Raw genomic sequence first — 25,760 nt, 5'->3', positions numbered from 1 at the left:
GTGGGGTAGGAGTCGGCGGGGGTCAGCGGCCGAAGTCGGAGTCCTTGGGGACTTCCAGGTCGGACTTGGCCAGTTCTTCGATGTTGACGTCGCGGAAGGTGACGACCTTCGCGTTCTTGACGAAGCGGGCGGATCGGTAGACATCCCAGACCCACGCATCGGCCATCGTCACCTCGAAGTACACGTCGCCGCCCTCGGTGCGGACCTTCAGGTCGACCGCGTTGCACAAGTAGAAGCGCCGTTCGGTCTCCACGACGTACTTGAAGATCCCGACGACGTCCTTGTACTCCCGATAGAGCTGCAGCTCCATATCGGTTTCGTACTTCTCGAGGTCGTCAGCGCTCATACTTCCACCTCGCAACGCTCGGATCCGGCATGAGCGCTGAGAGCGCTGTGCTTGTTTGGGCGCTCGCTGCGCTCGCTCATCGGCTCTCCACTCCGGTGGGACTGGTCACATTCTGTCCCATATCGGGTCGCAGACTGCGGCGGACATTCTCGAACCGCCGTCGATGTTGTGGGCACGGGCCGTATTCGTCCAGCGCCGCCTGGTGTTCGGGTGTGCAGTAGCCCTTGTGGATCCCGAAACCGTACTGCGGGTACACCTTGTCCCAGTGCTCCATCACCCGGTCGCGCGTCACCTTCGCGATGATTGACGCGGCAGCGATACAGGCGGCCACGCGATCACCCTTCCAGATCGCGAGGCCGGGGACGCCGAGCCCGTCGACGCCGAACCCGTCGGTCAGCACGTACGCCGGGCGCACGTCGAGGCGGAAGAGCGCGCGGCGGAGCGCCTCCACGTTGGCGACGTGCATGCCCAGGCGATCGCACTCGGTGGACTCGATGGCGACGACCGACCAGGCCAGGGCGCGCTTGCGGATCTCGTCGTAGCAGCGGTCGCGGGCCTTCGCGGTCAACAGCTTCGAGTCGGCGAGCTCCGGGATCTGGCCGCGCTTGCCCTCGGGGAGGATCACCGCAGCCGCGACCAGCGGTCCCGCGCACGGTCCGCGGCCCGCCTCGTCCACGCCGGCGATCGGATCCAGGCCGACGCGGCGCAGCGCCCGTTCGTACCCGTACAGCCCGGCATCGCGCCGTACCGTGCTCCCGCGCGGCAACACGCTCATGCAGCCCTCCGCATCACAGCTCCCACCCTAGGCAAGACCACCCTAGGCACGACCACCGACGTCCCCGCTGAGCGGGGTCTTGTCATTTGGGCGGTGGGGTGAGGGATATCGAGGGTTTGTCCGGCGCGGGCCCGGGGGCCGGGACGGCTTTGAAGGTGTCGGGGACGCCGAGCTTGCCCCAGCGGCCCGCGGGCCAGACGATCATGATGGCGCGGCCGGTGACCTTGTCCATCGGGACGAAGGCGGCGTCGCCGGGATTGTTGCCGTTGGCGTCCACGTCGCTCAGATGGACGCGGGAGTCGCCCGAGGCGGACCGGTGGTCACCCATCACGAACACCCGCCCGGCCGGGACGGTGACCTGGAACTCCATCTGGGACGGTGCGTCGCCCGGGTACAGGTAACTGGTCTCGTCCAGAGGCTGGCCGTTCACCAGCAGCCGGCCCTTCTCGTCGCAGCAGGCGACCTTGTCGCCCGGCATGCCGATCAGGCGCTTGATCAAGTGGCCGTGGCTGGAGTCCGGCAGCAGGCCGACGATCTCGAAGAACCGGCCGATCGACCCACGCTTCTGACCGCTCTCCTCCGGGCCGAGCCAGCCGCCCGGGTCCTCGAACACGACCACGTCGCCGCGCTTGACGTCGGTGAGCTTCTCCACCACGACGCGGTCGCCGACCAGCAGGGTGTTCTCCATCGACTCGCTGGGGATGATGAACATCTGCCCGACGAACGCCCGCAGGATCGACGAGACGATGAGCGCCCCGACCACGATCAGCACGAACTCGCGAGCGGCGGCCGCGAAGCCCGATCGGTGTGCGGGTTTCTCGTCCGTCTTCGTCGGTGTATCGGTCACTTCTTCAGCCCCGGCTTCTTGAAGGTTTCCGGAGGACGCAGCATCGTCATCCGGTCAGACGGCCAGATTACGCAACAGGCCCGGCCAACCACGTTCTCGACCGGCACGAACCCGCCACCGGGGCCGCCCATATGGGCGCGGGAGTCGGCGGATTCGGCGCGATTGTCCCCCATCACCCACAGGTGGCCTGGCGGCACCACCACGCTGAAGGGCAGCTCGGACGGCTTCGCGTCCTTGAGCAGGTACTCGCGTTCGTCCAGCGGGATGCCGTTGACGGTGATCCGGCCCGAGCGGTCGCAGCAGATCACCTTGTCGCCGCCGACGCCGATCACCCGCTTGACCAGGTGCCCCTCGCCGCTGCGCGGCAGGATGCCGACGAACTCGCCGACCCGGCGGAACGGGCCGGGCTCGGTCTGCGCCTCGTTCAGCCAGTTCGCGGGGTCCTTGAACACGATGATGTCGCCGCGGTCCACGTCCCGGTGCATGTAGCTGATCTTCTCGGCCAGGATGCGGTCGTTCGTGGTCAGCGTGTCGTACATCGACTCCGACGGTACGTAGAACGCTTCCGCGACGAACAGCCGCAGTACCACCGTGATGACGAGGGCGAGCACCGTGACGGTGCTCATCTCGATGAGCAGGCTGAGCAGCGGATTGCGCTGCTTCAGCCTGCGGTGACGTCCCTTACTGCGACGTGCCCTCCGGGCGACCGGGCGAGGGCGAGCGCGAGTCGCAGTGCTCGGCGCCATAGGTGACCGTCGTCGCTACGACGCTCAGGAGGCCGGGACGTCCCGCTTCTCCTTGATCTTGGCTGCCTTGCCGCGCAGCTCACGCAGGTAGTACAGCTTTGCCCGGCGGACGTCGCCGCGGGTCACGACCTCGACCTTCTCGACGATCGGGGTGTGCAGGGGGAAGGTCCGCTCGACGCCGACACCGAAGCTGACCTTGCGGACCGTGAAGGTCTCCTGCAGGCCACCACCCTGGCGCCGGATCACGACACCCTGGAACACCTGGACGCGGGACCGGTTGCCCTCGACGACCTTGACGTGCACCTTGACGGTGTCACCGGGACGGAAGGCGGGGATGTCGTCACGCTTGCTCGCGTTGTCGAGCTCGTTCAGGATGTTGCTCATCAGGTGTCTCTTCCTCGCGCGTGCCACAGGTCACCCACGAATCTCGGTGGTGATGAAGTCATCAGGAGGCTCTGCATAGCTGCACAGCTCATCGCGTGCTGCCGGTCGGTGGTCACCCCCTGTGGCAGGAGCACCGAAGGGCAGCAACGAGCAATCTTGCCACACCGGCCCAGCGGAACCGAAATCAGCGTCGCCTGCGACGCTTGGTCAGCACCACCAGTTCGACCTTCGCGGTCTGCGGCACGCGTCGTGTCTCACGGTAACCGGCTTTCCGGTACAACCCGAGGTTCCGCTCACTCTCCGCACCCGTGTTCAGCTCGTACGACGTGACCTCGGCCGGCGCGAGCTTTTCCGCGACCCGCAACAGCCGGACACCCAGACCGCGCCCCTGCCAGTCCGGCGCGACGATCAACCGATCGATCCGGCCCACCTCACCGTCCACGCTCAGCTGCACCGACCCGACGATCCTGGTGCCGGCCACAGCCTTGAGTACGCCGCCCTGCTTGAGCCGCTCGACACTCGCGGCCGGGTCCTCCGAGAGTGGCGGGATCGTCAGGTCGTCGTAGATCCGCCCCTCCGAGAGGAACGCGGCCAACTGGAGCGTGTGAATCTCCCCCGCGTCCGCCTCCGTGGCCGGCAGCAGCCGGACCTCCGACGCCGGATCGTCCTTCCCCGCGACCGCGTCGCCCCACGCCGCAAGCAGATCAGGCCGGCGCTCCGCAGTACGTCGTACCGACTCGTCGTGATGCCACTCGGCGATCAGACGATGGTTTCCGGACAGCAGCACCTCGGGTACGTCGTGCCCGCGCCACACCGGCGGTTTCGTGTAGACCGGGTACTCCAGCAGGCCATCGCCCGAGTGGGACTCCTCAGCCAACGACTCCGGATTGCCGATGACACCGGGCAGCAGACGGGCGACCGCCTCGACCATGACGAGTACGGCGACCTCCCCGCCGTTCAGCACGTAGTCGCCGATCGAAACCTCGTCGACGCGCATCCGCTCCGCCGCGTACGACGCCACCCGCGCGTCGATGCCCTCGTAGCGGCCGCAGGCGAACGCAAGCCATGGCTCGGCGGCAAGCTCGTACGCGAGCTCCTGGGTGAACGGGCGGCCCGCCGGCGTCGGCACGATCAGACGAGGCTGTGAAGGGCCGTCCGGGGGCGCAACAGCGTCCAGCGCCTCTCCCCATGGCTCCGGCCGCATCACCATGCCCGCACCACCGCCGTACGGGGTGTCGTCGACGGTCCGGTGCCGATCGTGGGTCCAGTCGCGCAAGTCATGGAGGCGGATGTCGAGGAGGCCGCTCTTCGCCGCCTTGCCGACCAGGGAGACGTCGAGCGCGGCCAGGTACTCCGGGAAGATCGTGAGGACGTCCAGCCTCATCAGTCGGCGCCCGGCTCGGTCGGAACCACGTCAGCGCCCTCCGGGTCCAGCAGACCCGGCCGGTCGGCCACGACGACGTACTGCTTGTCCAGATTGATCTCGGGCACGAGCTCCTCGACCAGCGGCACCAGTACGGCGTTGCCCGCGGGACGCCGGATCTCCAGCAGGTCCTGCGACGGCAGGTGGACGACGTCGATCACGTCGCCGGCCTCAGCGCCGTCCGAGGTCCGGACCGCCAGGCCGACCAGCTCGCGGTCGTAGTACTCCTCCGGGTCCTCCGGCCGGGCGTCCTCGTCCACCTCGGCCTGCACGAACAGGTTGCGCAGCTGTTCGGCACCGGTCCGGTCCGCCACCCCGGCGAACTTCACCAGCAGCCGCCCGCTGTGCCACCGGCTCGCCTCGACGGTCAGCTTGCGCGGGACCTTCGAGTCCGTCACCAGGGTCGCGCCGTCGGCGAACCGGAGGTCCGGCTCGTCCGTCCGGACGTCCACACCGACCTCGCCCTTGATCCCATGCGCCCGGCCGAGCCGTCCGACAGTCACCAACACCCGCACAAACCTCTCTCTTGACACACACGATGGACCCGAGGATATGGCGAAGGGCCGCACCGGTGCGGTGCGGCCCTTCGGGGAACTGCTGCGAGTCAGCGGCGCGGACGCCGGTTGAACTCGTCGACGAAGTCGATCCGGATCGACGACTCGGAGCTGAGCGCACCGACGACGGTACGGATCGCGGTGGCGGTCCGGCCGTTGCGGCCGATCACCTTGCCGATGTCGTCGGGGTGGACGTGCACCTCGAGGGTGCGGCCACGCCGCAGGTTCCGGGCCCGGACGCTGACCTCGTCGGGGTTGTCCACGATGCCACGGACCAGGTGCTCGAGCGCCTCGGTCTCCATCATGGTCAGGCCTTGGCGTCGTCGGCCGGCGCGGCCTCAGCCGGGGCCTCGGCGGCCTCAGCCTTCGGCGCCTCAGTCTTGGGAGCGTCGGCCTTGGGAGCGTCAGCCTTGGGAGCGTCAGCCTTGGGAGCGTCGGCCTTGGCGGCCTCGTCCTTCGGCGCGTCGTCCTTCTTGTCCGCCTTCTTCGCCGCCGACTTCTTGGCGGTGGTGGCCTCGGTCTTCAGCGTGCCGTGGGCCTCGGCCAGCGCCTCGTTGAAGATCTCCTGCTTGTCCCGCTTGGGCTCCTTGACCCGCAGCGGCGCCGGAGCGGCCTCACCCTTGAACTTCTGCCAGTCGCCAGAGGCCTTGAAGATCGCCTCGACGGCCTCGGTCGGCTGCGCGCCGACGCTCAGCCAGTACTGCGCCCGGTCCGACTCGACGTGGATGAACGACGGCTCGGTCTTCGGGTTGTACTTCCCGATCTCCTCGATGGCGCGACCGTCCCGCTTGGTCCGGGCGTCCATCACGACGATGCGGTAGTGCGGCGCACGCTTCTTGCCGATGCGCTTCAAACGGATCTTGACAGCCACGTTTGTGGGGTCTCCCTCGGATTACATGTCTGGGTGAGCAGCACAGCGTCGTGGGGACAACGGGTGACCACTCGAATGGGCCGGCCGGGCAGTGGAGTTAGAGGGCTGCACGAACCTGGACGGACTCAGCAGGCCATTGTGCCAGATTCCGACCCCACCACCCAATCCGGTGTCAAGCCCGGAACCGGGCCAGGTCCGGCAGCTGCTCGGCATACGACTCCAGCAGCTTGCCAGCCGCGGTCACGGAGTCGACCAGGGGGTGCCAGGCGAAGGCGCGCAGCGCGGCGGACCGGGAGCCACTGACAGCAGCCTCGATCGTCGAGCGCTCGACCGCCTTGACCGAGCAGATGAGCCCGGCCTGGTGGTCGGTCAGCTGGGACACCGTGACCGGCAGCGCGCCGTTCGCATCGACCGTGCACGGGATCTCCACCACCGCGTCGTCGTCCAGGTGATGCAGCACTCCGCGGTTGCGCACGTTCAGGATCAGCGAGGCGCGCTCGTTGTGGGCGATCGCCCGCATCAGCGACAGCGCGACCTGCTCGTAACCCCCGGCGGCCATGTCCCGCTCGTCGCGTTCACCAGCGTCCGCGACCTCGCGACTCTCCACCATGTACGTCGACTCACGCTCGGCCCGGGTCTTCTGCCACAACTCCAGCGCCCGCTCCGGATGCCGGACCGTCTCCGCATAGAACGCGGACTGCTGCTCCAGCAGGAACTTGCCCCGCGTCTGCTGCACAGCCTGTACGGCGGCCAGCGTCTCGCGGGCGAAGTAGTAGTAATGCAGGTACTCGTTCGGAATGGCGCCCAGCGACCGCAACCAGTCCGCTCCGAACAGCCGCCCCTCCTCGAACGACGACAACGCGTCGGAGGACTCCAGCAACGCCGGCAGCCGGTCGACTCCACCGGACCGCAAGCCTCGCAGCCAGCCCAGGTGGTTCAGCCCCGCGTAGTCGTAGAACGCCGTCGATGGGTCCACTCCGAGCGCCAGCGCGGCCCGGCGCCCCAGTCCGGACGGGGAGTCACAGATCCCGATGACCCGGTCGCCCAGGTACGGGATCATCGCTTCGGTCACCATCCCGGCCGGGTTGGTGAAGTTGATGACCCACGCCTGCGGCGCCACCGCTGCGATCCGCTGGGCGATCCCCACCGCAACCGGCACCGTGCGCAGCCCATAGGCGATCCCGCCGGCCCCGACCGTCTCCTGACCGAGTACGCCGAGGTCCAGCGCGACCCGCTCGTCGACGGTCCGCCCTTCCAGCCCGCCCACGCGGATCGCGGAGAACACGAAGTCCGCACCGCGCAGCGCCTCGTCCAGGTCTGTCGTCTCGGTCACCACCGGCGCGTCCGCGACGCCCGCGGCCTGCTGCCGCAACACCGCCGCGATCGACGTCAGCCGAGTCCGATCGGTGTCGAACAGCGCCACCGACGTGATCCGGCCGGTACCCCGGTCTCCGAGCAACGCCTGATACACCAGCGGCACCCGGAATCCCCCGCCGCCAAGGATTGTCAGTCTCACGCAAGCACCACCTGTACGCCCGCCTCTGTCAGTTGGGCCCGGGTCACCTCGTCGGCGCCGGGCTCGGTCACCACCATGAACAGCTCCCCCGGATCGCAGACCCGCCCGACGCCATGGCCCGGGAACTTCGTCGCGTCCGCCAGCAGCACCACCCGGTCGGCGGCCTGGATCATCGCGCGCTTCACCGGTACCTCGATCATCGTGCTGTCCATCACCCGCCCGTCCGGCCGCACTCCGCTGGTGCCGAGGAACAGCCAGTCGACGTGGATCTGCCGCAGGCTCTCCTCGGTCAGATACCCCACCAGCGAGCGATAGCTCCGCCGGACGAACCCACCGAGCACGATCAGCTCGATCTGCTCGTCGTTCTCCAGCTCCTCCAGTACGGCGAGATTGCTGGTGACCACCGTCAACGACCGGCCATGCAGATGCTGGGCGACGCGCAACGCCGTCGTACCGATGTCGAGCAGCAACGACTCGCCATCGTTCACCAGCTCAGCGGCCCGCCGCGCGATCCGGTCCTTCTCCGCGGCATGTACGGCGTTGACGTCCGCGAACGGCTCGTCTCCACCGTCAACCGCGAGCGCACCCCCGTACACACGGGTCAATCGGCCTTCCGCGTGCAGTTGCTCGAGGTCGCGGCGGATCGTCGCCTCACTGACCCCGAGTCGCGTGGCCAGCACTTTGACGCCCCCGGCCCCGTCGGCCCGGAGCGCGCGGATGATCTGATCCTGTCGCTGCTTCGGCAACACACCCAGACCGTATCACGCAAACTCCGTCATTTTCAGTCAAAGTTATGGGCAGGTATTGCGTATCTTGCGCAAGCGTTTCAAGATTCATGCACGAGTTTGATCGACCCTGCAGAAGTGTGGTGGAAAGTAGATGAGTGAGCTGGACGTGGTTGTGTCCGGCCTGGTCTTCCAGGACCTGGTGCTCGGCCTGCCCACGCCGCCGCGGCCCGGCACCGAGGTGTGGGCCACCGACTCACAGGAGAGCCCGGGCGGCATCGCGAACTTCGCCGTCGCACTGGCTCGGCTCGGCCTGCGCACGGGGCTGGCCGCGGCCTTCGGCGCCGATCCCGACGGCGACAGCGTCTGGGACCGGCTGGCGCACGAGGGCATCGATCTGACTCTCTCCCGCAAGCTCGCCGGCTGGCGGACCCCGTTGACGGTGGCCCTTGCCTATGACAACGATCGGGCACTGGTCACCCGGGGCACCCCTCCCCTGCTGTCGGCCGACGAGCTGATCACTGCGCCGCCGGCCGCTCGAGCTGTCGCCGCCCACATCGGCCCCTGGCCGAACGAGTGGCTGGCGAAGGCGAAGGCGGCCGGTTGCGTGGTGTTCGCCGATGTCGGGTGGGATCCGTCGGAGCGGTGGGATCCCGCAGTACTCGACCAGCTCGAGCACTGTGACGTGTTCCTGCCGAACGCCGACGAGGCGATGAACTACACCCGGACGAACAGTCCGGAGCAGGCGCTCGACCGGCTGGCCGAACTGGTGCCGCAGGTCGTCGTCTCGAACGGCGCCGCCGGCGCCCTGGCGATCGACGCCGGCACCGGCGAGCGGGTCGCCGTACCGGCGTATCCAGTGCAGGCGGCGGACACCACCGGGGCGGGTGATGTGTTCGCCGCCGGCTTCATCGCGGCCACGCTGTGGGATCTGCCGCTGGAGCTGCGGGTGCGCTTCGCCGCGCTCACCGCGGCCCTGTCGGTGACCCGGCTCGGCGGTGCCGACGCGGCGCCCCGCTGGGAGGACCTGTCGGCGTGGCAGGCCGCGCATCCCGAAGACCATCACCTCGAAGCGCTGATCAGCGCCCACTCAGGAAGGTAAGAACCATGGAGCTCTCACGTCGGACGCTGCTCGCTGGGGGCTTCGCAGCCGTGCTCGGCGGTTCCCTTGTCGGCTGCTCGTCCGGGATGGACGCCTCGTCCACGAAGAAGAATGCCTCGGGCAACATCGCGCTGTGGTGCTGGCCGGGCGGACTGGGCAAGTCCGTGCTGGACGACACCATCGCGCACTTCCCGGACCAGCACATCAAGTACTCCGAGATCGGCGACGACTTCAAGCAGAAGCTGCTGACCACGTTCAACGGCGGCACCAACATCCCCGACATCACCGGGCTCAAGGGCGAGGACATCGCCTCCTGGCTGCCGCAGGCGGACCGGTTCGTCGACCTGAACACCGTCGGCGCGAAGGACATCCTCGGCGACTACCTGGAGTGGAAGGTCAAGCAGGCCACCACGCTGGACGGCAAGCTGCTCGGCATCCCGATCGACATCGGCCCGACCGCGCTGTTCTACCGCGAGGACGTGTTCACCGCGGGCGGACTGCCCGGCAAGCCGGACGAGGTGGCAGCGCAACTGAAGACCTGGGACGACCTGCTGGCGGCCGGTCTGGAGCTGAAGGCGAAGAACCCGAAGGCGCTGATCGTGTCCGACGCGACCGACATGTACGGGATCATCGTCAGCCAGGGCACCGAGCGCTACATCGACAAGGACAACAAGTTCATCGGCGACCAGGACCACATCCGCCGCGCTTGGGACCTGGCGGTGAAGGCGATCAACACCAAGGTCGACGCGAAGACCCTCGGCGGTACGCCGGACTGGAACGCCGGACTCGACCAGGGCACGGTGCCGGCGCTGTCCGGTGCGGCCTGGGTCGCGCTGGACGTGAAGGCGGCCTGCAAGACCAGCGTGGGCAAGTGGCGGCTGGCACCGACCCCGAGCGGCCCGGCGAACTTCGGTGGCTCGTTCCTCGGCATCACCAAGAACGCCGCCGACCCGTCCGCCGCGTTCGAGGTGATCAAGTACATGCTCAGCGCGGACAACCAGGCCAAGGCGTTCGCCGACGCTCAGATCTTCCCGGCCGCCCCGAAGGCGTACGACATGCCGCAACTGAAGGCAGCCGACCCGTTCTTCGGCGGGCAGGTCCCGATCGACGTGTTCGGTCCGGCCGCCAAGGCCATCCCGATCGCGTACGAAGCACCGCTCGACTCCGCGGTCGGAGCGCCGTACGGGACCCAGCTGAAGACTGTGCAGTCCGGCAGCAAGTCGTCGGAGCAGGCCTGGAAGGACGCGGTCGCGCAAGCGAAGCAGATCGGCAAACGTCAGGGCGTGCAGTGACCCTGACCGCCACGGCGCCCCGCAGCGACGTCGGTACGACGGGATCCGGGCGGAAACGTCCGGTCCGGTCGTACTGGCGGTTCTACCTGGCCCTGTCGCCGTTCTACATCCTGTTCGTCGTCTTCGGGCTGTACCCGGTCGCGTCCACGATCCTGCTCGCGTTCCAGAAGTGGGACGGGCTCGGGGCGCGGCAGATGGTCGGGCTGCAGAACTTCAAGTTCCTGATCGAGGACAACACGTTCTGGCTGTCGCTGTGGAACACGCTGGTGCTGTTCGTCATGTCGACCGCACCGACGCTGTGCCTGGCGCTCCTGCTGGCGGTGATGCTGCACTCGGCGGTGCGGTTCAGCAGCGTCTACCGGTTCGCGTACTTCGTCCCGAACATCACCTCGCTGGTCGCGGCGGCGATCTTCTTCGGCGCGATCTTCAGTACGAACTTCGGTCTGATCAACGCCGGCCTGCGGTCGCTGGGACTGCCCACCGAGGACTGGCTCGGGCAGCCGTGGGGCATCAAGATCGCGATCTCGACGATGATCGTGTGGCAGTGGACCGGGTACAACACGATCATCTACCTGGCCGGATTGCAGGCGATCCCGACCGAGCAGTACGAGGCGGCCAAGGTGGACGGCGCCGGACCGGTCCGGACGTTCTTCTCGATCACACTGCCGCAGCTGCGGCCGGTGGTGTTGTTCACGGTGATCATGTCGACGATCGGCGGTCTGCAGACGTTCACCGAACCGCAGGTGATGGTCGGTACCAGCGGTGGCGCGGGCCAGAGCGGCCTGACCGCGGTCATGTACTTCTACACCCAGGCGTTCGTCGCCAACGACTACGGCTACGCGGCAGCCGTTGCCTTGAGCATCTTCATGCTCGTGCTGCTGGTGACGGCGATCAACTGGCGGCTGTTCCGGGGCAGGAGTGATTCATGATCAGGCGGCGTGGACGGATCCTGCTGCACGTGGGCCTGGCGGTGACGGCACTGATCTCGCTGTTCCCGTTCTACTGGTCGTTGGTGATGGCAACCAACACCACGGCGGACATCTACCGGTTCCCGCCGAAGTTCACCTTCGGCTCGCAGCTCGACGACAACATCCACCATGTGCTGACGAACATCGCGTTCTTCCAGTCGATGGGCAACTCGGCGATCGTGGCGGTCTCGGCCACGGTGCTGGTGCTGTTCTTCGACTCGCTGGCCGCGTTCACGTTCGCGAAGTTCCGGTTCCCCGGCCGGAACGCGTTGTTCGTGATCCTGCTGGCGACGATGCTGTTGCCCGCACAGCTGGCGACCATCCCGCAGTTCCAGACGATGGTCGCGCTCGGCTGGGTCGGCTCGCTGAAGGCGCTGATCATCCCGGGTGCGGCGAACGCGTTCGGCATCTTCTGGATGCGGCAGTACTTCCAGCGCTCCATCCACGACGAGCTGGTCGAGGCGGCGACGCTGGACGGCTGCGGGTTCATGGGGACGTACTGGCACGTGGCGCTCCCCTCGGCCCGGCCGGCGCTGGCGTTCCTGGGCATCTTCACGTTCGTCGCGTCCTGGAACGACTACCTCTGGCCGCTGATCGTGCTCACCAACCCCGACCACCTCACGCTCCAGGTGGCGTTGTCCCAGCTGAATCGGTCCCACGGTGTCGACTACAGCATGGTGATGACCGGTGCCCTGCTGGCGATGATTCCGCTGATCATCGTCTTCGCACTCTTCGCCCGCCAGTTCATCAAGGGCGCGACTGAAGGCGCAATTCGCGGCTGAGCACGCCGGCCACGACCAGCACGTTCCCGAGGACGGCGGTGACGAAGGCCGGCGGCGAGTTGCCCTGGGTCAGGGCGGGGATGACGGAGATGCAACTCATCACTGCGACCGTCGTCACCGCCGCACCCAGCCAGATCCGGCTTCGCTTGTCGGTCGCGGCCACAGCGAGCCAACCCAGCCCCGCCGTGAAGACGGGCTCGATCAGAGCCAGCTTCGTGACCGTGAACCAGGAATAGCCGTCCGGGTGGTGGATCAGGGCGCTGACCAGTATCAAGACGCCACCGGCAACGACCAGCGCCGCGGCCGCCAGCGGGACGGGCCAGTACCGCCAACTCGTCGGTCGGAGCACGATCAGCAGTACGGCGACCATCGCGGCCGTGACAACCGTCGAGAGGGCCCACGGCGTGGTCTCGTCCGCCGAGATGCCTCCGCCGAGGATGACCACGCCGTCCTCGAGCACCGAGAGAGCACACCCGGCGACGACACCGAGCGCCAGCGGTCCCGACCACCGAGCGACCAGGCTCGCCACCACCGCACAGACCGACGCCAGGATCGCAGCGTCGCCCCAGCTGCGGTACACCCACCACCCGGTATCGCTGTCGCTCCACAGGTACTGCGAATGCAGCGGACCGGGCCAGTTCAGGTAGACGAGCGCCACACCACCGAGCGCCAGTACGGCGATCGCCCACCACGGAGGCGCGGATCCAGCCTCGGGTTGCGCGGAGGGCAGAGACGGTGGCACGGGTTTGGATGTCGGCTCGGGCTCCGTCTCGGCAACAGGAACTGGCTTGGACGCGGCGGCCGCCTCAGGCTCCGGCTCAGACAGAGCGGCCGGCTCGGCAACAGGTGCCGCCTTCAAGGCAGAGGCCGTCTCAAGCCCCGGCGCGGACACAGGGGCAGGCTCGGCAATGGGTGCCACGCCGGACGCGGCAGCCGGCTCGGGACGGGGTGGTGGTGGCGCGGGTTTGGATTCGGGGAGGGTTAGGTGGACGGGGACTGTGCATTCGCCGGTTGGGCCGGCGACGATGAGCGAGGACTCGTGGGTGCCGGGGTCGGCAGGGTCGGCGCTCACTCGGATAGTCATGCCGTCCTGTTCGACCCGGACCCAGGCGGCACCAGGCGACGCCACGGCAGTTCGGGCGACCGGCGGGCCTTCGACCTGCAGCTCAACGCTCGGCACAGCTTCGCCGAGTTCGACCTCGCCAGGCGTCACCCGCGGGACCGCTGAGGCGATCGCCTCGCCGGCGGCCTCGGACACCTTGCGGCTGTCGTCGGCGACCATCCGGTGCAGTGCCTGCCAAGCGGCGTACGCCTGCCCGAGGTCGTCGCCGTCCAACCGTTCGCGCAGGTAGTCGACCACGCCGAACCTTGCCGCCGGCAACGGACTCTCCATCGCCTCGAGCAGAGCCGGCGCAAGCGGCGTGGGCGTGATCCGGCGGACCCGGCTGCGCGCGATCAGCAGCTCTCCCTGCGATCCGAACGTCCACATCTGCGGGTTCTGATTCGGAGTGACCCGATGGACCCGATCGGTGACGAACCCGACCAACTCCGTGAGCCCGACCCACCCGTCGCCGTCCCGATCCGCCTCGCCGGTCGTCAGGCCGTCCACCACGGCGCTGGTGAACACCGACGGCGCCGGCGTGGTGGCGGCGGTCGCCAACTGCCCGCCCTCGAAGGCGTACTCCATCGCGCTGGAGGCCGTCACCACCACGCGTCCACGTCCGCCGCCGACCTCTTCCTGGCCGACGAAGGCGTCGCGTACCTGCGCCTCACCGGACGCGCGCACGACCATGCCACGCGGGAACGCGCCGCCGTAGCAACAATCGAGGAACAGTGCGATCCGCTGCGCGCGACTGTCCGCCATCTGCCGGTTGACGAAGTCCGCGGCCAGCGCGGTCGACGCGAGCCGGTTCGGCTTGGTGTCGGCGACGGCCAGGAACAACTCCCCCGCGGAGTTCTTCAGACCGTGGCAGGAGAAATGCAGTAACAGCAGATCCTCCGGCGCGCGATCGGCGAAGAAGTCCTCGACCGCGAACCGGATCTCCTGGGCGGACTCGTTGTGCAGGACCTGCACCGCGAACCCGCCGACCGACGGATCCGCCAGCACCTCCGCCAGTGCGGCCGCGTCCTGGGCGGGCGCGACAAGCCTGCGCAGACCGGGATCGTCGTACTGGTCGTTGGCGATGACGAGCGCGACCCTCTTGCCGTCCATCTCACCCGTCCGCCATGGAGTGCCTTCGGACGAACGCATCCACCAGTTGCTGCTGGGCCTGGTCGCTGGCGCCGGTCAGCTCGATCACGTCTCCGTCGATCGTGAGCTTCACCGTCCGCTCGTTGCCGGACCGGCGCAGCCAGCCGCGGACCACCGCCACGATCGCACCGACCGCTTGCACCCCTGGGGCCACCGAGACGCTGAGCATGCCGGCGATCGCGGCGAGAGCACTCCGCGATCCCTCCGGTGCTTCGCCTTCGTAGTACGGCTCGACCGACCGTACGTCGAGCGTCAGCAACTCCTCCCGGAGCAGCAACGCCAGTTCCTCGAGCCGTGCGTCGTCCGACCCCTCTTCGACGACCCCCAGCCGTACCTCCGCGCCCATGACCCCTCCCCCGCCCCCAGGCCGCGCGTCGATGCCTCCACCATGCGCCCGCGAGCGTCCGGGCCACAAGGCGTTAAGCTGCGGAACCCAGAGCAGCCGCGGTACGTCGGAGGGGCGTCATGGTAGGCAAACGGGGGCGCGTGATCGGGCGGATCGCACCTGGGATCGTCGGCGAGGTGATGCTGCCGGTCCGGGGTGCCACCGAGGCCTTCTACGCTTACCCCGCGACCGACGAGGTGATCGAGGTGGGCACGCAGGTGGTGGTCGTCGACTACGACCCGCCGCGCACTGTCTACGTCGCTCGCGCCATCTGATTCATCGTTCCGTTCCCTGGAGGGGAAATGCTCTGGACGTACGTGATCATCGCCGCGGTGGCGGTGGTCGTCCTTCTGATCGTGTTCCGGATGGTCTGGCGGGTGGCGGAGCCGAACGAGGCGCTGATCATCTCCGGTCTCGGCGCGCACTCGAGCCAGGAGCAGGTCAACGAGACCCTCGGCTTCAAGATCGTCGTCGGCCGCGGCACCGCGGTCCTGCCGGGATTCCAGACCGTACGGCGGTTGCCGCTGGACATCCGCGCGACGCCGCTGACCGTCACCTGCGTGTCCAGCCAGGGCATCCCGCTGCACATCAAGGGTGTGACGGCGTACAAGGTCGGTGACGACTACGGCTCGATCGCGAACGCGGCCCGGCGGTTCCTGGAGCAGAGCGACGAGCAGGTGATGAGCACGATCCACGAGCTGTTCGCGGGTCATCTGCGCGCGATCGTCGGCTCGACGACGGTCGAGGAGATGCTGCACGACCGGGAGACGCTGACCACGAACATCCGCGGCTCGCTGGCCGGCGACATGGAGAAGCTCGGCCTGGTGGTCGACTCGCTGCAGATCCAGGAGATCGACGACGAGTCCGGCTACATCAAGAACCTCGGCCGCCCGCAGGCCGCCGCGGTCGAGGCCGCGGCCCGGATCGCGCAGGCCGAGCGGGACCGGGAGGCGACCGAGCGCGAGCAGGCCGCGGCGGCGAAGAAGGCCGCGGCGGTGCGGGAGAGCTCGATCGCCCAGGCCGGCTACCAGGCCGAGGTCGATCAGGCGAACTCGAAGGCGTCGCAGTCCGGTCCGCTGGCCGAGGCGCTGGCCCGGCAGGAGGTCGTCGTCGCCGAAACGGAGACCGCGAAGCTGAACGCCTCGCTGGCCGAGAAGCAGTTGGAGTCGTCGGTGCTGAAGCCGGCGGACGCCGAGGCGTACCGGCAGCGCACGCTGGCCCAGGCTGCCCGCGACGCTCAGATCGCGGCCGCCGAGGCGAACGCCAAGGAGGTCCAGCTGCGCGGTGAGGCCCAGGCGAAGGCGACCGAGCTGACCGGTAAGGCCGAGGCCGCCGCCGTCCAGGCGAAGGCCATGGCCGAGGCGGCCGGTATCAAGGCCCGGGCCGAGGCGCTGGCCACCAACACCGACGCGGTCGTCGCGCAGCAGTTGGCCGAGGCCTACCCGGAGATCGTCGCCGCGGCGGCGGGCTCGTTCGAGAAGGTCGGCAACATGGTCGTGCTGAACGGTGCCCAGGGCATCGAGGACACCCTGGTCAAGACGATCACGATGGGCGGCTCCGGGTTCGCCCTGGCCAAGCAGCTGATCGACTCCCTCAGCACCCCGAAGGACCACAAGCCGGCGCTCGAGTCGGTGCCCGACCAGCCGGCCTGATCGGCTGGGTCAGAGACCGAGGTAGGCGAGGACTGCGAGGACGCGGCGGTGGCCGGCATCCGTTGGCGGTAGGTCGAGCTTGAGGAAGACGTTGCCGACGTGTTTGTGGACGGCGCCTTCGGTGACGACCAGGCGGTCGGCGATCGCCGTGTTACCCAGTCCTTGCGCCATGAGTGCGAGTACCTCGCGTTCCCGAGGGGTGAGCCGGTCCAGCGGACTGCTCCGCTTCACCATCAACTGGCTCACCACCTCGGGGTCCAGCACGGTTCCTCCGGCGGCGACCCGGCGTACCGCTTCGAGGAACTCGTCGACCCGGGAGACGCGGTCCTTGAGCAGGTACCCGACGCCCTCACTTCCGGCGGCGAGCAATTCGGCCGCGTAGACCTCCTCGACGTACTGCGAGAACACCAGGACGGGCAGGCCGGGCCGCACCCGGCGGGCCTCGATCGCGGCCCGCAGACCCTCGTCGGTGAAGGTGGGCGGCAGCCGTACGTCGACCACCGCGATGTCCACCTCGTGCTCGGCGATCGCCTTCGCGAACCCGTCCGCGTCGGCGGCGACCGCGGCCACCTCGAAGCCGGAGTTGCCCAGCAGCAAACCGAGGCCCTCGGCAAGGATCGGGTTGTCCTCGAGGATCATCACCCGCACGGGAGGATCACCTCGACGGTGGTCGGCCCACCGATCGGGCTCTGCAACTCCAGCTGACCGTCGATCGCCTGCACCCGGTGGAGCATGCCATGCAGACCACTCCCCCGGCCGAGCAGGTCCGACCGGTCGTTGATCCGCGCTCCCCCGATCCCGTCATCGGTGATCACCAGGTGCAGCTCCGCATCCCGCCGTTCCATCAGTACGTCGACGTGTCCAGCGGCAGAGTGCTTGGTGATGTTGGTGAGCGACTCGGCGACGACGAAGTACGCCGCCGCCTCGACAGGCGCGGGTACTTGCCCGAGCTCACCCAGCCGGAGGTCGACCGGTAGTGGGCAGCGGGCGCACAGTGCGGAGACTGCACCGGCCAGACCGCGGTCGGCGAGGATCGGCGGGTACATGGTCCGCAGTACGCCGCGCAGCTCGTGCATGGCCTGCTCCGCGCCGTCGCGGGCGTCGTCGAGCAGCTTGGCCGCCTTCTCCGGGTCGTCCGCCATGGTCTTCTTGGCGAGCCCGATCCGCATCGCCAGCGACACCAACTGCGCCTGCGTACCGTCATGCAGATCCCGCTCGATACGCCGCAACTCGGCACCATGCGAATCCACCGCACCAGCCCGGCTCTTGGTCAGCTCCTCCACCCGCTGCTCCAACCTGGCCGTCTCCAACTGGGACTCGGTCGGCGCAAGCAGATCGAGTGCTGCCTTCGCGTGGCCGCGCGCCAGGGCCGGCGCTACCCACCAGAGGAAGCTAAGACTGACCAGCACTTGCAGCGGACCGAGCGTCAATGCCCTGGTCCAGCTGTCGACGTCGAGCGCCATCAGGCTGGCGCCGTTGTTGAACTTCCACGTTGCCATGCTGATGAGTGCCGAGGGCGCTCCGGCCACCGAGACGACCGCAACCACCAGTTCGGGGATCATCACCAGCGGCATCAGCAGACACCGCAGACTGCGCTTGAACGACTTGTCCTTGAACAGCGCGACGACATCGCCCGGCCGGCGGCGCGCCGCCCGTGGCAGCAGCTCGGGCTCCGGCACACCGAGGTACGACGCGGCGCGGTACCGCTCGATGTTGGCCAGTCGCACCAGACCGGCGGTGAGGTCCGGAATGATCCAGCCCAGCAGCAGGCCGATCGGCAGCGTAGGAAGCAGCACCAGCGACTTCAGGAAGCGGACCATCAGATAGCCGCTGGCCGGCATGCCCCGTGACAGGATCTTGGTCAACATGTCTCAATCGTGCGCCAACCGGACGCCATGGTCGGTACAGCAGGCTCTACTGTTCGGGCTCCAGCACACCAGAAGGCCCGGGTGATCCCCCCGGGCCTCCTGTCGTGATCAGCACTCAGGGACGCCCGGGAGCTTTGGATTCGGGTCTTGGATGTAGATGTTGCTCATGTAGCCGCCCTGGTCGCGGAGTTTCGCCCACCAGGCGTTGGTGGTGCCCTCGGCCGTCACCGGGTCGCCTTGCACCTGGCACGTGACGAACACCTGGGTCGGGCCGGGCAGCTCGGTGATGATGGAGGCAGTGAGGCTGGGGGCCGAGCGGACCCGGACGCCGGTGCCGTAGGTGGTGAAGTTGTACTCCGGCGGGTTCGGGTTCCCTCCGTTCACCAGCTCCATGTAGTAGTCCCAGTTCCAGTTCGGACCCGGGTCGGTGTGGGTCTGGTTCGGCATCTCGACGTGGCCCTTGATGTGGGCCCGGTCCTTCGGGATGCCCCGGCGGTCCGCGATGTTGCGGGTCAGCGCGGCCGACGAGCGGTACATCGCGTCGGTGAACCAGGAGGGCTGATCGACGAAGCCCTCGTGCTCGATGCCGATCGTGTAGCCGTTCTCGGAGCCCACGTGCCAGGCCGTGTCCTTCTCGGCCACCATCTGGGTGACCTGGCCGTCGCTCGACCGGATCACGTAGTGCGAGCTGACCTGCGCCGACGGGTTCTTGAACCAGCTGATCGTGCCTGCGTACGACCCCTGCGTCACGTGGATGACGATGGTGGAGATCGCCGCGTTCCGGCCGACCCGGTAGTTGCTGGTGCTGGCCGCGTTCCAGATCGCGCCCGGGTAGTCGACCGCCGCGACCGAGGCCGGTGTGCGGGTGCCGAGCGGGGTGACGTTGGCGTAGGCGCCGAGGACCGGCGTGACCTTCTTCGGCTCGGTGGTCACACCCGCGGCGCGGACACCCGCGCCGATGATCCGGTAGACCTCGTCGGTGTACAGCCGGGCGGTCGGCCCGTCGGCGGAGTGCGAGTACTTCGCGACCACGCCGTACCACTTGCCGAGGTTGGACCGATCGGTGAGACCGGCCTGGTCGGCGTACGAGTCCAGGACCGCGGCGGCGCCGAGGATGTTCGACGCGTTGTCCTTGGACAACTGCGCGAGCGGCAGGCCGGTGAGCTTGGTTGCCTCGGACATCGTCTGGTTCTTGTCGTTGCTGACCAGGTGCATGACGCCATAGCCGTTCGCCTGGCTGGGTTGGCCGTCGTGACCGTCCAGGTGCGATTCGGCGTACCCGACGCCGACGAGCACCTCACGCGGTACGTCGTACTTCGCGGCGGCGGTGTAGAACGCGGACGAGAGGCCCGCGGAGCCGGAGGTTTGCGTCGGTTCGGCCGCGTTGCTCGGCAGGGCGCTCAGCGCGAGTGCGCCGGCGGCCGCGACGGCCAGGAGCGTTGTGGACACGTGTCTGGGTACTCGGGCGGTTTTCCCCATCGGGCGGTTCCTTCCCTTGGTCGGTCCGCCGAGGGGCGTCGGCGGTCCCGGGCTCACGCTAAGCCAAAATCTTCCGCCGAAACCAGAGTTCAGGTGAATTTTTTCCCGTCACGGCGTGAAGTCGGCCGATCACGCGATCATGCCACCCGATCAGCTCACCACCCGGCCGCGCAGGACGATCAGCCGCGGATGGGTCAGCACCGCCGGGTTCGCCCGCGGGTCCTCGTCGTACACCACCAGGTCGGCCGGCTCGCCCGGCCGAAAGGTGCTCGGGGCACCCAACCACTCGCGGGACGCCCACGAACCGGCGGCCAGCGCCTGCTCCCCCGACATCCCGATCCCGGTCAGCGCCTGGATCTCCTGCGCCACCAGGCCGTGCCCGAGGACCCCGCCCGCATCGGTCCCGGCATACACGGGTACGCCGGCCTCGAACGCGTCCCGGAGTCGCTCGAGACGGCGGTCGTAGAGGTCGCGCATGTGAGCCGAGTACACCGGGAACTTCGCAGCGGCCTGATCGGCGTACTCCGGGAAGTTCTCCAGCTGGATGAGCGTCGGCACCACCGCGACACCGTGCGCGGCCATCTGGTCGAGCATATCCGGCAGTACGCCGGTGCCGTGCTCGATGCAGTCGATGCCGGCGGCAAGCAGATCGGGCAGGGCGTGCTCGCCGAACACGTGCGCGGTGACGCGCGCGCCGAGCTCGTGGGCGCGGGCGATCGCCGCGTCGAGCGCCTCGGCCGGCCAGCAGGCGGTGAGGTCACCGGCATCCCGATCGATCCAGTCGCCGACGAGCTTCACCCAACCGTCGGCACGGCGGGCCTCCTGCTCGACGTACGCGACCAACTCGTCCGGCTCGATCTCCCAGCCGTAGTTGCGGATGTACCGCTTCGAGCGGGCGATGTGCCGGCCGGCCCGGATGATCTTGGGCAGGTCCTCGCGCTCGTCGATCCAGCGGGTGTCGGCGGCCGAACCGGCGTCGCGGACCAGCAGCGCACCGGCCGCGCGGTCCGCGATCGCCTGCTCCTCCTGCGTTTCCTTGTCGACCGCACCGCGCTGGTCCAGGCCGATGTGGCAGTGGGCGTCGACCAGACCGGGCACGATCCAGCCACCGGAGTGCACGGTGGTGACATCAGCAGCGGTGGGCCGGTCGACGACCAGCCCACCGCTGAGATGGAGCTCTTGCTGTTCGCCGGCCGGCAGCACCGTGCCGACGATTCTGAGGACGCCGGAGTCGGTCATACCGCGACCGTATCCGGGCAAGCGTCAGCCGTGTGAGCCGCCTCCTGGGGTGCAGCTCGGCGTGGTCGGCTCAGCCGTGCAGGGCGTCCCGCTCGGCGTGTCCGTCGGCGTCTGCGACGGGGTCTCGGTCGGCGTCTGGGTCGGGGTTTCCGTCGGCGTAGGTGTCTTGGTCGGCGTCTTGGTCGGCGTCTTGGTCGGAGTCTTCGTCGGCGTCTGCGTCGGCCGGGTCGGCTTGTGCGTCGGCGTCTCGATCGGATCCGGCACCGTCGGCTCGCCGACCGGTGTCGACGGATGCTGCGTCGGCGAGGTCGTCTTGTCGTCCGGCACGTCCGGGACCTGGCGCGGGTCGACCTTGCGCTCCGCGTTCCCGGTGGACTTCGCCGTCGACAGGCTGCCCTTCTCGTTCGGGATCAGTACGGCGTTCTTGCTGTAGACCCGCATCCACCGCAGCACCGTGGAGACGAAGTCCTTGGAGTGCTGGTACCGCAGCAGGGAGGCGACCAGGTCGCGGGGTGCCTTCAGGTCGTCGCCCTCGGAGCACAGGTAGACCGCGACCGTGGTGACCGCGTCGTACACGTTGTTCGGGTTGCGGAAGCCGTCACCGTTGCCGTCGGCGCCGAACTCGTCCCACACCTGGGGAATGATCTGCATCGGCCCGACCGCACGGTCCCAGGTCAGATCGCCGTCGAACCGGCCCTTGTCGGAGTCGGTGACCCGGCCGTTGCCGGCACGGCCGTTCAGCACCGGGCCGAGGATCTTGCCCCGGGTGGTGCCGGCCACGTCGACCCGGCCGCCGCTGGCATGGTCGGACTCGACCTTGCCGATCCCGGCCAGCAACGGCCAGGTGAGCCCACAGTTCGGCCGGACCACGGCGAGATTCGCGGTGGCGCGACGGTAGGCGGGGAACACCCCGCGCGGAATGCCGTTGACCGCGTCCGGGCGGCCCGGGCGGACCACCGAACGGCCATCGGTCGCCCCCTGCACGGGGACGTCGGCGCGGGCGGGTCTATCGGAGCCGAGCCGGCCGTCCACTCCGGGACGCTGCGGCACGACCATCGTCAGTTCGTCGAACTCACCGCTGTTGAGCCCGGCCCCAGGCGATGGGGCGACCGGGCTGTCCGCCGCGAGCTGACCGGAGGCACCGGCTCCGCCCGAGGCGACTGTCACGATGGCCCCGACCAGGAGCGGGGCTGTGCACAGTGAAGCGATGATGATTTTGACCCGACGGTTACCACTACGGGTTAGGCGCATGATCCCCTCAACGATCAATACGCCAGAAAGTTACATCAAGACGACGCAAAGTTACCTGACTCGCCAACACAGCCGAAAACAGGCACCCGGGTAACGCTCAGAACTACGTTGCCAGAGGTATCCGGGCCCCGGATCGCGGGTCGTTGCTCAGTTGGCCGGCTCGGGCGCCTCGCCCGGAGTCGCGGCCGTGCTCTCGTCCGACCCGGGTGCGTTGGTGTCGCACGGCGTGGGGGTCGGGCTCGGGGTCTCCGTCGGTGTCGTCGTCGGCGGGTCCGTCGGGGTGGGCGTCGGCGTACAGGTCGTCGGCGGCGGATCCGAGGTCGGCGGCGTCGTCGGCGGAGTGGTCGTCGGCGGGGTCGTGGTCGTCGGCGGAGTGGTCGTCGGCGGCGTCGTCGTCGGCGGCGGGGTCGTCGTCGGCGGCTTCGTCGTCGTCGACGGCGGCGGCGTGTTCGGCACCTGGGTGGGCGGCTTGCTCGACGGCGGCTTGCTCGTCGTCCGGCTCGCGGTCGGCGTCGGCGTGGACGGCTGCGGCGTCGGCGTCGGCGTCGGCGTGGGACTCGTGGTGCCGCCCGCGCGGGTCGGGTCGTTGCTCTCGTCGACGTTCCCGTTGTCGCCCAGCGGCGGGCTGATGACGCCCGACGTGTCCGGGATCGTCACAGTCTCCTTGCTGTACGACTGCATCCACCGGAGCACCGTCGACACGTAGTCCATCGAGTGGTTGTAGCGCAGCACCGCCTGCACGAGCCCCTGCGGATTACTCAGGTCCGCTCCGCCGGAGCACAGGTAGTCACCGGCCGCACGGGCCGCGTCGAAGACGTTGTGCGGATCCTTGACCCCGTCACCGTTGCCGTCCGCACCGAAGACCTTCCACGTCCCCGGGATGAACTGCATCGGCCCGACCGCACGGTCCCACTGAGCATGCCCGTCGTACATGCCCTGGTCGGTGTCAGCGATCGCGGCCATCCCCGGGCCACCGTCGAGCACCGGTCCAAGGATCTTGCCGCGAGTGTTCCCGTTCGCCTCGACCTTGCCACCGCTGGCATGCGCGGACTCGACCTTGCCGATCCCGGCCAGCAACGGCCAGGTGATGTGACAACCCGGCGTCGCCACCGCGAGATCGTTCGCCGCCTTCTGGTACGCCGCCAGCACGGTGCCAGGAATGCCCGAGGCGTCACCGGAGATGCCCGGGATCGGCTGCACCGTGCCGTCGACGGCACCGGTCACCGGCACCGCGATCTGCGACTTCTGCTGGGTCGGGAGGCTGCCGTCGGCGCCGGGCTGGTTCGGGACGTTGTCGGCCAAGTTGTCGAACTGCGCGTCCTGGCGCGGTTGGGCCAGCGCGTGCGCGTCCACGATGAACGTGTTCGAGGTGAGGCCGCCCGCGACGAACACGGCGACCATCGCGATGGGAGGAGCCAGGCAGACCCAGGTGGCGGTCAGCTTCCCCCGCCACGTATCCAGGTTCTTGAACTGCTGCCTCATCCGCGTCCCTCGACGTTTCCGCAGTACTGAGTCTTGCCGGGCGTAGGCACGATCTTAGCCGTCGCAGGGTCGTGGACAACCGGTAACGGTGCGCCACTTCATGCAGTGACCAAATGCCGAAGCGGCGTCCACTCCCCCGTCACCGAGCGTTCACCGCCCCGGTGTCACTTCTTGTCGTCGCCGAGGATCTTGCGCAGTTCGTCCGGGAGCGCGAAGTCGCCGGCGTCCTGGCCGCCACCGCCGAACGCGGCGGGCAGCTGCCCCGGCTGCGGCGGAGCCGGCTGGGAGTTGCCCTGGTTCGCCCGCTTGGCCGGGTTGCCGGAGCCGCGCTTCTTGCCCTTCTTCTGTTGCTGCTTGGCCTTCCGCGCGCCACCGCCGCCCATACCGGGCATCCCCGGCATACCGGGCATCCCCGGCATTCCCTTGCCCGACGCCATCGCGGCCATCATCTTGCGGGCCTCGAAGAACCGCTCGACCAGGCCGCTGACGGTGGCGACCTCGGTCCCGGAGCCCTTCGCGATCCGGGCCCGGCGGGAGCCGTTGATGATGTTGGGATCGGTCCGCTCGGCCGGCGTCATCGAGTGGATGACCGCCTCGATCCGGTCGATCTCGCGCTCGTCGAAGTTCTCCAGCTGGTCCTTGAACTGGTTCGCCCCGGGCAGCATGCCGAAGATCTTGGTCAGCGGGCCCATCTTGCGGACCGACTGCATCTGGGCGAGGAAGTCGTCCAGGGTGAAGTCCTTGCCGCCGCGCTTCTGCAGCTTGGCGGCCGTCTTGGCGGCTTCCTCGGCGTCGAACGACTTCTCCGCCTGCTCGATCAGGCTCATCACGTCGCCCATGCCGAGGATGCGCGACGCCATCCGGTCGGGGTGGAAGACGTCGAAGTCCTCGAGCTTCTCGCCGTTGGAGGCGAACATCACCTGGCGGCCGGTGACCTGCGCGATCGACAGCGCGGCACCACCGCGGGCGTCACCGTCGAGCTTGGACAGCACGACACCGTCGAAGCCGACTCCGTCGAGGAAGGCCTGGGCGGTGGTGACCGCGTCCTGACCGATCATCGCGTCGACCACGAACAGGATCTCGTCCGGCGTGACCGCGTCGCGGATGTCGGCGGCCTGCTTCATCAGCACCTCGTCGACACCCAGCCGGCCGGCCGTGTCGACGATGACCACGCTGTGCTGCTTGGTCCGCGCCTCGTCCATCGCCTTGCGGGCCACGTCGACCGGGTCGCCGACGCCGTTACCGGGCTCGGGAGCGAACACCGGCACGCCGGCACGCTCGCCGACCACCTGCAGCTGGGTCACCGCGTTCGGGCGCTGGAGGTCGGCCGCGACCAGCATCGGCGTCTGGTGCTTGGTCTCCTTCAGCCACTTGGCCAACTTGCCGGCCAGCGTGGTCTTACCAGCACCTTGCAGACCGGCGAGCATGATGACGGTCGGCGGCCGCTTGGCCATCCGCAGCTCGCGGGTCTCGCCACCGAGGATGTTGACCAGTTCCTCGTTGACGATCTTGATCACCTGCTGCGCCGGGTTCAGGCCGCCGCGCACGTCCGCGCCGCTGGCCCGTTCCCGGACCGCGGCGATGAACTCCTTCACCACCGGCAGCGCGACATCGGCCTCGAGCAGCGCGATCCGGATCTCCCGCGTCGTCGCGTCGATGTCGGCGTCGGTCAGCTTGCCCTTGCCGCGCAGATTCTTGAACGCCGTGGACAGACGATCGGAAAGCGTGTCGAACACCAGGAACAGTCCGTTCTTCAGAAAACCCAGCTCACCCAGACAACTCCCCGAGTCTACCGGGCGCGGTTGACAACCGGAGGGTCAGG

Annotated in this window: 26 protein-coding genes; 6 read left to right on the top strand and 20 right to left on the bottom strand. The window is 68.5% G+C overall.

The window, feature by feature from the left end; all coding sequences use genetic code 11:
• Positions 1-22: 22 nt before the first annotated feature.
• From OG817_RS06865 to OG817_RS06815, 11 genes are all read right to left on the bottom strand, one after another.
• Positions 23-346 carry a DUF2469 domain-containing protein gene (locus tag OG817_RS06865; RefSeq protein WP_012922325.1) on the bottom strand — a complete coding sequence of 108 codons (324 nt, stop codon included), beginning with the start codon at positions 344-346 and terminating at the stop codon, positions 23-25.
• Positions 347-422: 76 nt separating this feature from the next.
• Positions 423-1,121 carry a ribonuclease HII gene (locus OG817_RS06860; protein ID WP_131517714.1) on the bottom strand — a complete coding sequence of 233 codons (699 nt, stop codon included), beginning with the start codon at positions 1,119-1,121 and terminating at the stop codon, positions 423-425.
• Between the two features lie 82 nt (positions 1,122-1,203).
• Positions 1,204-1,968 (bottom strand): signal peptidase I, encoded by a 765-nt coding sequence (lepB, locus tag OG817_RS06855; RefSeq protein ID WP_131355009.1) that lies wholly within the window; start codon positions 1,966-1,968, stop codon positions 1,204-1,206.
• Positions 1,965-2,594, bottom strand: a complete 630-nt coding sequence (lepB, locus tag OG817_RS06850; RefSeq protein WP_238163422.1) for a signal peptidase I — start codon at positions 2,592-2,594, stop codon at positions 1,965-1,967. Before lepB (OG817_RS06850) ends, lepB (OG817_RS06855) begins: the two co-directional genes overlap by 4 nt.
• Positions 2,595-2,738: 144 nt before the next feature.
• Positions 2,739-3,098 carry a 50S ribosomal protein L19 gene (rplS, locus tag OG817_RS06845; protein ID WP_131355015.1) on the bottom strand — a complete coding sequence of 120 codons (360 nt, stop codon included), beginning with the start codon at positions 3,096-3,098 and terminating at the stop codon, positions 2,739-2,741.
• Between the two features lie 184 nt (positions 3,099-3,282).
• Positions 3,283-4,482: a tRNA (guanosine(37)-N1)-methyltransferase TrmD gene (trmD, locus tag OG817_RS06840; protein ID WP_406052868.1), complete on the bottom strand. Its 1,200-nt coding sequence runs from the start codon at positions 4,480-4,482 to the stop codon at positions 3,283-3,285.
• The gene (gene rimM / locus OG817_RS06835) at positions 4,482-5,030 is read right to left on the bottom strand and encodes a ribosome maturation factor RimM (RefSeq protein ID WP_406052866.1); all 549 of its coding nucleotides are present in this window, start codon (positions 5,028-5,030) and stop codon (positions 4,482-4,484) included. The genes trmD and rimM overlap by 1 nt, the downstream gene beginning before the upstream one ends.
• 95 nt (positions 5,031-5,125) lie before the next feature.
• Positions 5,126-5,377, bottom strand: a complete 252-nt coding sequence (locus OG817_RS06830; RefSeq protein ID WP_131356518.1) for an RNA-binding protein — start codon at positions 5,375-5,377, stop codon at positions 5,126-5,128.
• 5 nt (positions 5,378-5,382) lie between these two features.
• Positions 5,383-5,946 (bottom strand): 30S ribosomal protein S16, encoded by a 564-nt coding sequence (gene rpsP, locus OG817_RS06825; RefSeq protein WP_406052864.1) that lies wholly within the window; start codon positions 5,944-5,946, stop codon positions 5,383-5,385.
• A 172-nt stretch (positions 5,947-6,118) separates the two neighbouring features.
• Positions 6,119-7,462 carry a 6-phospho-beta-glucosidase gene (locus tag OG817_RS06820; protein WP_406052862.1) on the bottom strand — a complete coding sequence of 448 codons (1,344 nt, stop codon included), beginning with the start codon at positions 7,460-7,462 and terminating at the stop codon, positions 6,119-6,121.
• Positions 7,459-8,211: a DeoR/GlpR family DNA-binding transcription regulator gene (locus OG817_RS06815; protein WP_131355030.1), complete on the bottom strand. Its 753-nt coding sequence runs from the start codon at positions 8,209-8,211 to the stop codon at positions 7,459-7,461. Before OG817_RS06815 ends, OG817_RS06820 begins: the two co-directional genes overlap by 4 nt.
• Before the next feature lie 130 nt (positions 8,212-8,341).
• Between OG817_RS06815 and OG817_RS06810 the strand changes: the two genes are divergently transcribed.
• From OG817_RS06810 to OG817_RS06795, 4 genes are read left to right on the top strand one after another with little or no spacing between them, the layout of a single operon-like run.
• Positions 8,342-9,289 (top strand): carbohydrate kinase family protein, encoded by a 948-nt coding sequence (locus tag OG817_RS06810; protein ID WP_406052861.1) that lies wholly within the window; start codon positions 8,342-8,344, stop codon positions 9,287-9,289.
• 5 nt (positions 9,290-9,294) lie between these two features.
• Positions 9,295-10,581, top strand: coding sequence for an extracellular solute-binding protein (locus OG817_RS06805; protein ID WP_396394085.1), 1,287 nt, complete (start codon positions 9,295-9,297; stop codon positions 10,579-10,581).
• Positions 10,578-11,510, top strand: a complete 933-nt coding sequence (locus OG817_RS06800; RefSeq protein WP_360452242.1) for a sugar ABC transporter permease — start codon at positions 10,578-10,580, stop codon at positions 11,508-11,510. The genes OG817_RS06805 and OG817_RS06800 overlap by 4 nt, the downstream gene beginning before the upstream one ends.
• Positions 11,510-12,331, top strand: coding sequence for a carbohydrate ABC transporter permease (locus OG817_RS06795; RefSeq protein ID WP_406057393.1), 822 nt, complete (start codon positions 11,510-11,512; stop codon positions 12,329-12,331). The genes OG817_RS06800 and OG817_RS06795 overlap by 1 nt, the downstream gene beginning before the upstream one ends.
• On the opposite strand, the gene OG817_RS06790 is transcribed toward OG817_RS06795, so the two are convergent.
• Both OG817_RS06790 and OG817_RS06785 read right to left on the bottom strand, forming a co-directional pair.
• Positions 12,297-14,543 carry a caspase family protein gene (locus tag OG817_RS06790; RefSeq protein WP_406052859.1) on the bottom strand — a complete coding sequence of 749 codons (2,247 nt, stop codon included), beginning with the start codon at positions 14,541-14,543 and terminating at the stop codon, positions 12,297-12,299. The genes OG817_RS06795 and OG817_RS06790 overlap by 35 nt on opposite strands.
• Before the next feature lies 1 nt (position 14,544).
• Positions 14,545-14,928, bottom strand: a complete 384-nt coding sequence (locus tag OG817_RS06785) for a hypothetical protein (protein ID WP_406052858.1) — start codon at positions 14,926-14,928, stop codon at positions 14,545-14,547.
• Between the two features lie 119 nt (positions 14,929-15,047).
• Between OG817_RS06785 and OG817_RS06780 the strand changes: the two genes are divergently transcribed.
• Positions 15,048-15,242: a hypothetical protein gene (locus OG817_RS06780; RefSeq protein WP_360452250.1), complete on the top strand. Its 195-nt coding sequence runs from the start codon at positions 15,048-15,050 to the stop codon at positions 15,240-15,242.
• Positions 15,243-15,269: 27 nt separating this feature from the next.
• Positions 15,270-16,619: an SPFH domain-containing protein gene (locus OG817_RS06775; protein ID WP_396394083.1), complete on the top strand. Its 1,350-nt coding sequence runs from the start codon at positions 15,270-15,272 to the stop codon at positions 16,617-16,619.
• 9 nt (positions 16,620-16,628) lie between these two features.
• Here the strand turns inward: OG817_RS06775 and OG817_RS06770 are convergent, their stop codons facing one another.
• The 7 genes from OG817_RS06770 to ffh form a co-directional block, all read right to left on the bottom strand.
• On the bottom strand, positions 16,629-17,267 hold the full coding sequence (locus OG817_RS06770) for a response regulator transcription factor (protein WP_131355058.1): 639 nt from the start codon (positions 17,265-17,267) through the stop codon (positions 16,629-16,631).
• On the bottom strand, positions 17,258-18,487 hold the full coding sequence (locus tag OG817_RS06765; protein WP_406052855.1) for a histidine kinase: 1,230 nt from the start codon (positions 18,485-18,487) through the stop codon (positions 17,258-17,260). The genes OG817_RS06770 and OG817_RS06765 overlap by 10 nt, the downstream gene beginning before the upstream one ends.
• 108 nt (positions 18,488-18,595) lie before the next feature.
• The gene (locus OG817_RS06760; protein WP_406052854.1) at positions 18,596-19,936 is read right to left on the bottom strand and encodes an N-acetylmuramoyl-L-alanine amidase; all 1,341 of its coding nucleotides are present in this window, start codon (positions 19,934-19,936) and stop codon (positions 18,596-18,598) included.
• A 180-nt stretch (positions 19,937-20,116) separates the two neighbouring features.
• Entirely contained in the window at positions 20,117-21,205 is a 1,089-nt protein-coding gene (locus tag OG817_RS06755; protein ID WP_406052852.1) for an amidohydrolase family protein, read from the bottom strand.
• A 24-nt stretch (positions 21,206-21,229) separates the two neighbouring features.
• Positions 21,230-22,372 carry a lytic transglycosylase domain-containing protein gene (locus tag OG817_RS06750; RefSeq protein ID WP_406052851.1) on the bottom strand — a complete coding sequence of 381 codons (1,143 nt, stop codon included), beginning with the start codon at positions 22,370-22,372 and terminating at the stop codon, positions 21,230-21,232.
• Between the two features lie 231 nt (positions 22,373-22,603).
• Positions 22,604-23,938, bottom strand: a complete 1,335-nt coding sequence (locus tag OG817_RS06745) for a lytic transglycosylase domain-containing protein (RefSeq protein WP_406052850.1) — start codon at positions 23,936-23,938, stop codon at positions 22,604-22,606.
• 164 nt (positions 23,939-24,102) lie between these two features.
• Complete coding sequence (ffh, locus tag OG817_RS06740; protein ID WP_406052848.1) at positions 24,103-25,674, bottom strand: signal recognition particle protein; 1,572 nt, start codon at positions 25,672-25,674, stop codon at positions 24,103-24,105.
• Positions 25,675-25,760: the final 86 nt, after the last annotated feature.

Origin of the sequence: Kribbella sp. NBC_00889, assembly GCF_045207705.1 — a bacterium.
In the GTDB taxonomy this organism is placed as follows: Bacteria; Actinomycetota; Actinomycetes; order Propionibacteriales; family Kribbellaceae; genus Kribbella.
This window is presented reverse-complemented; position numbering and strand designations above follow the sequence as displayed.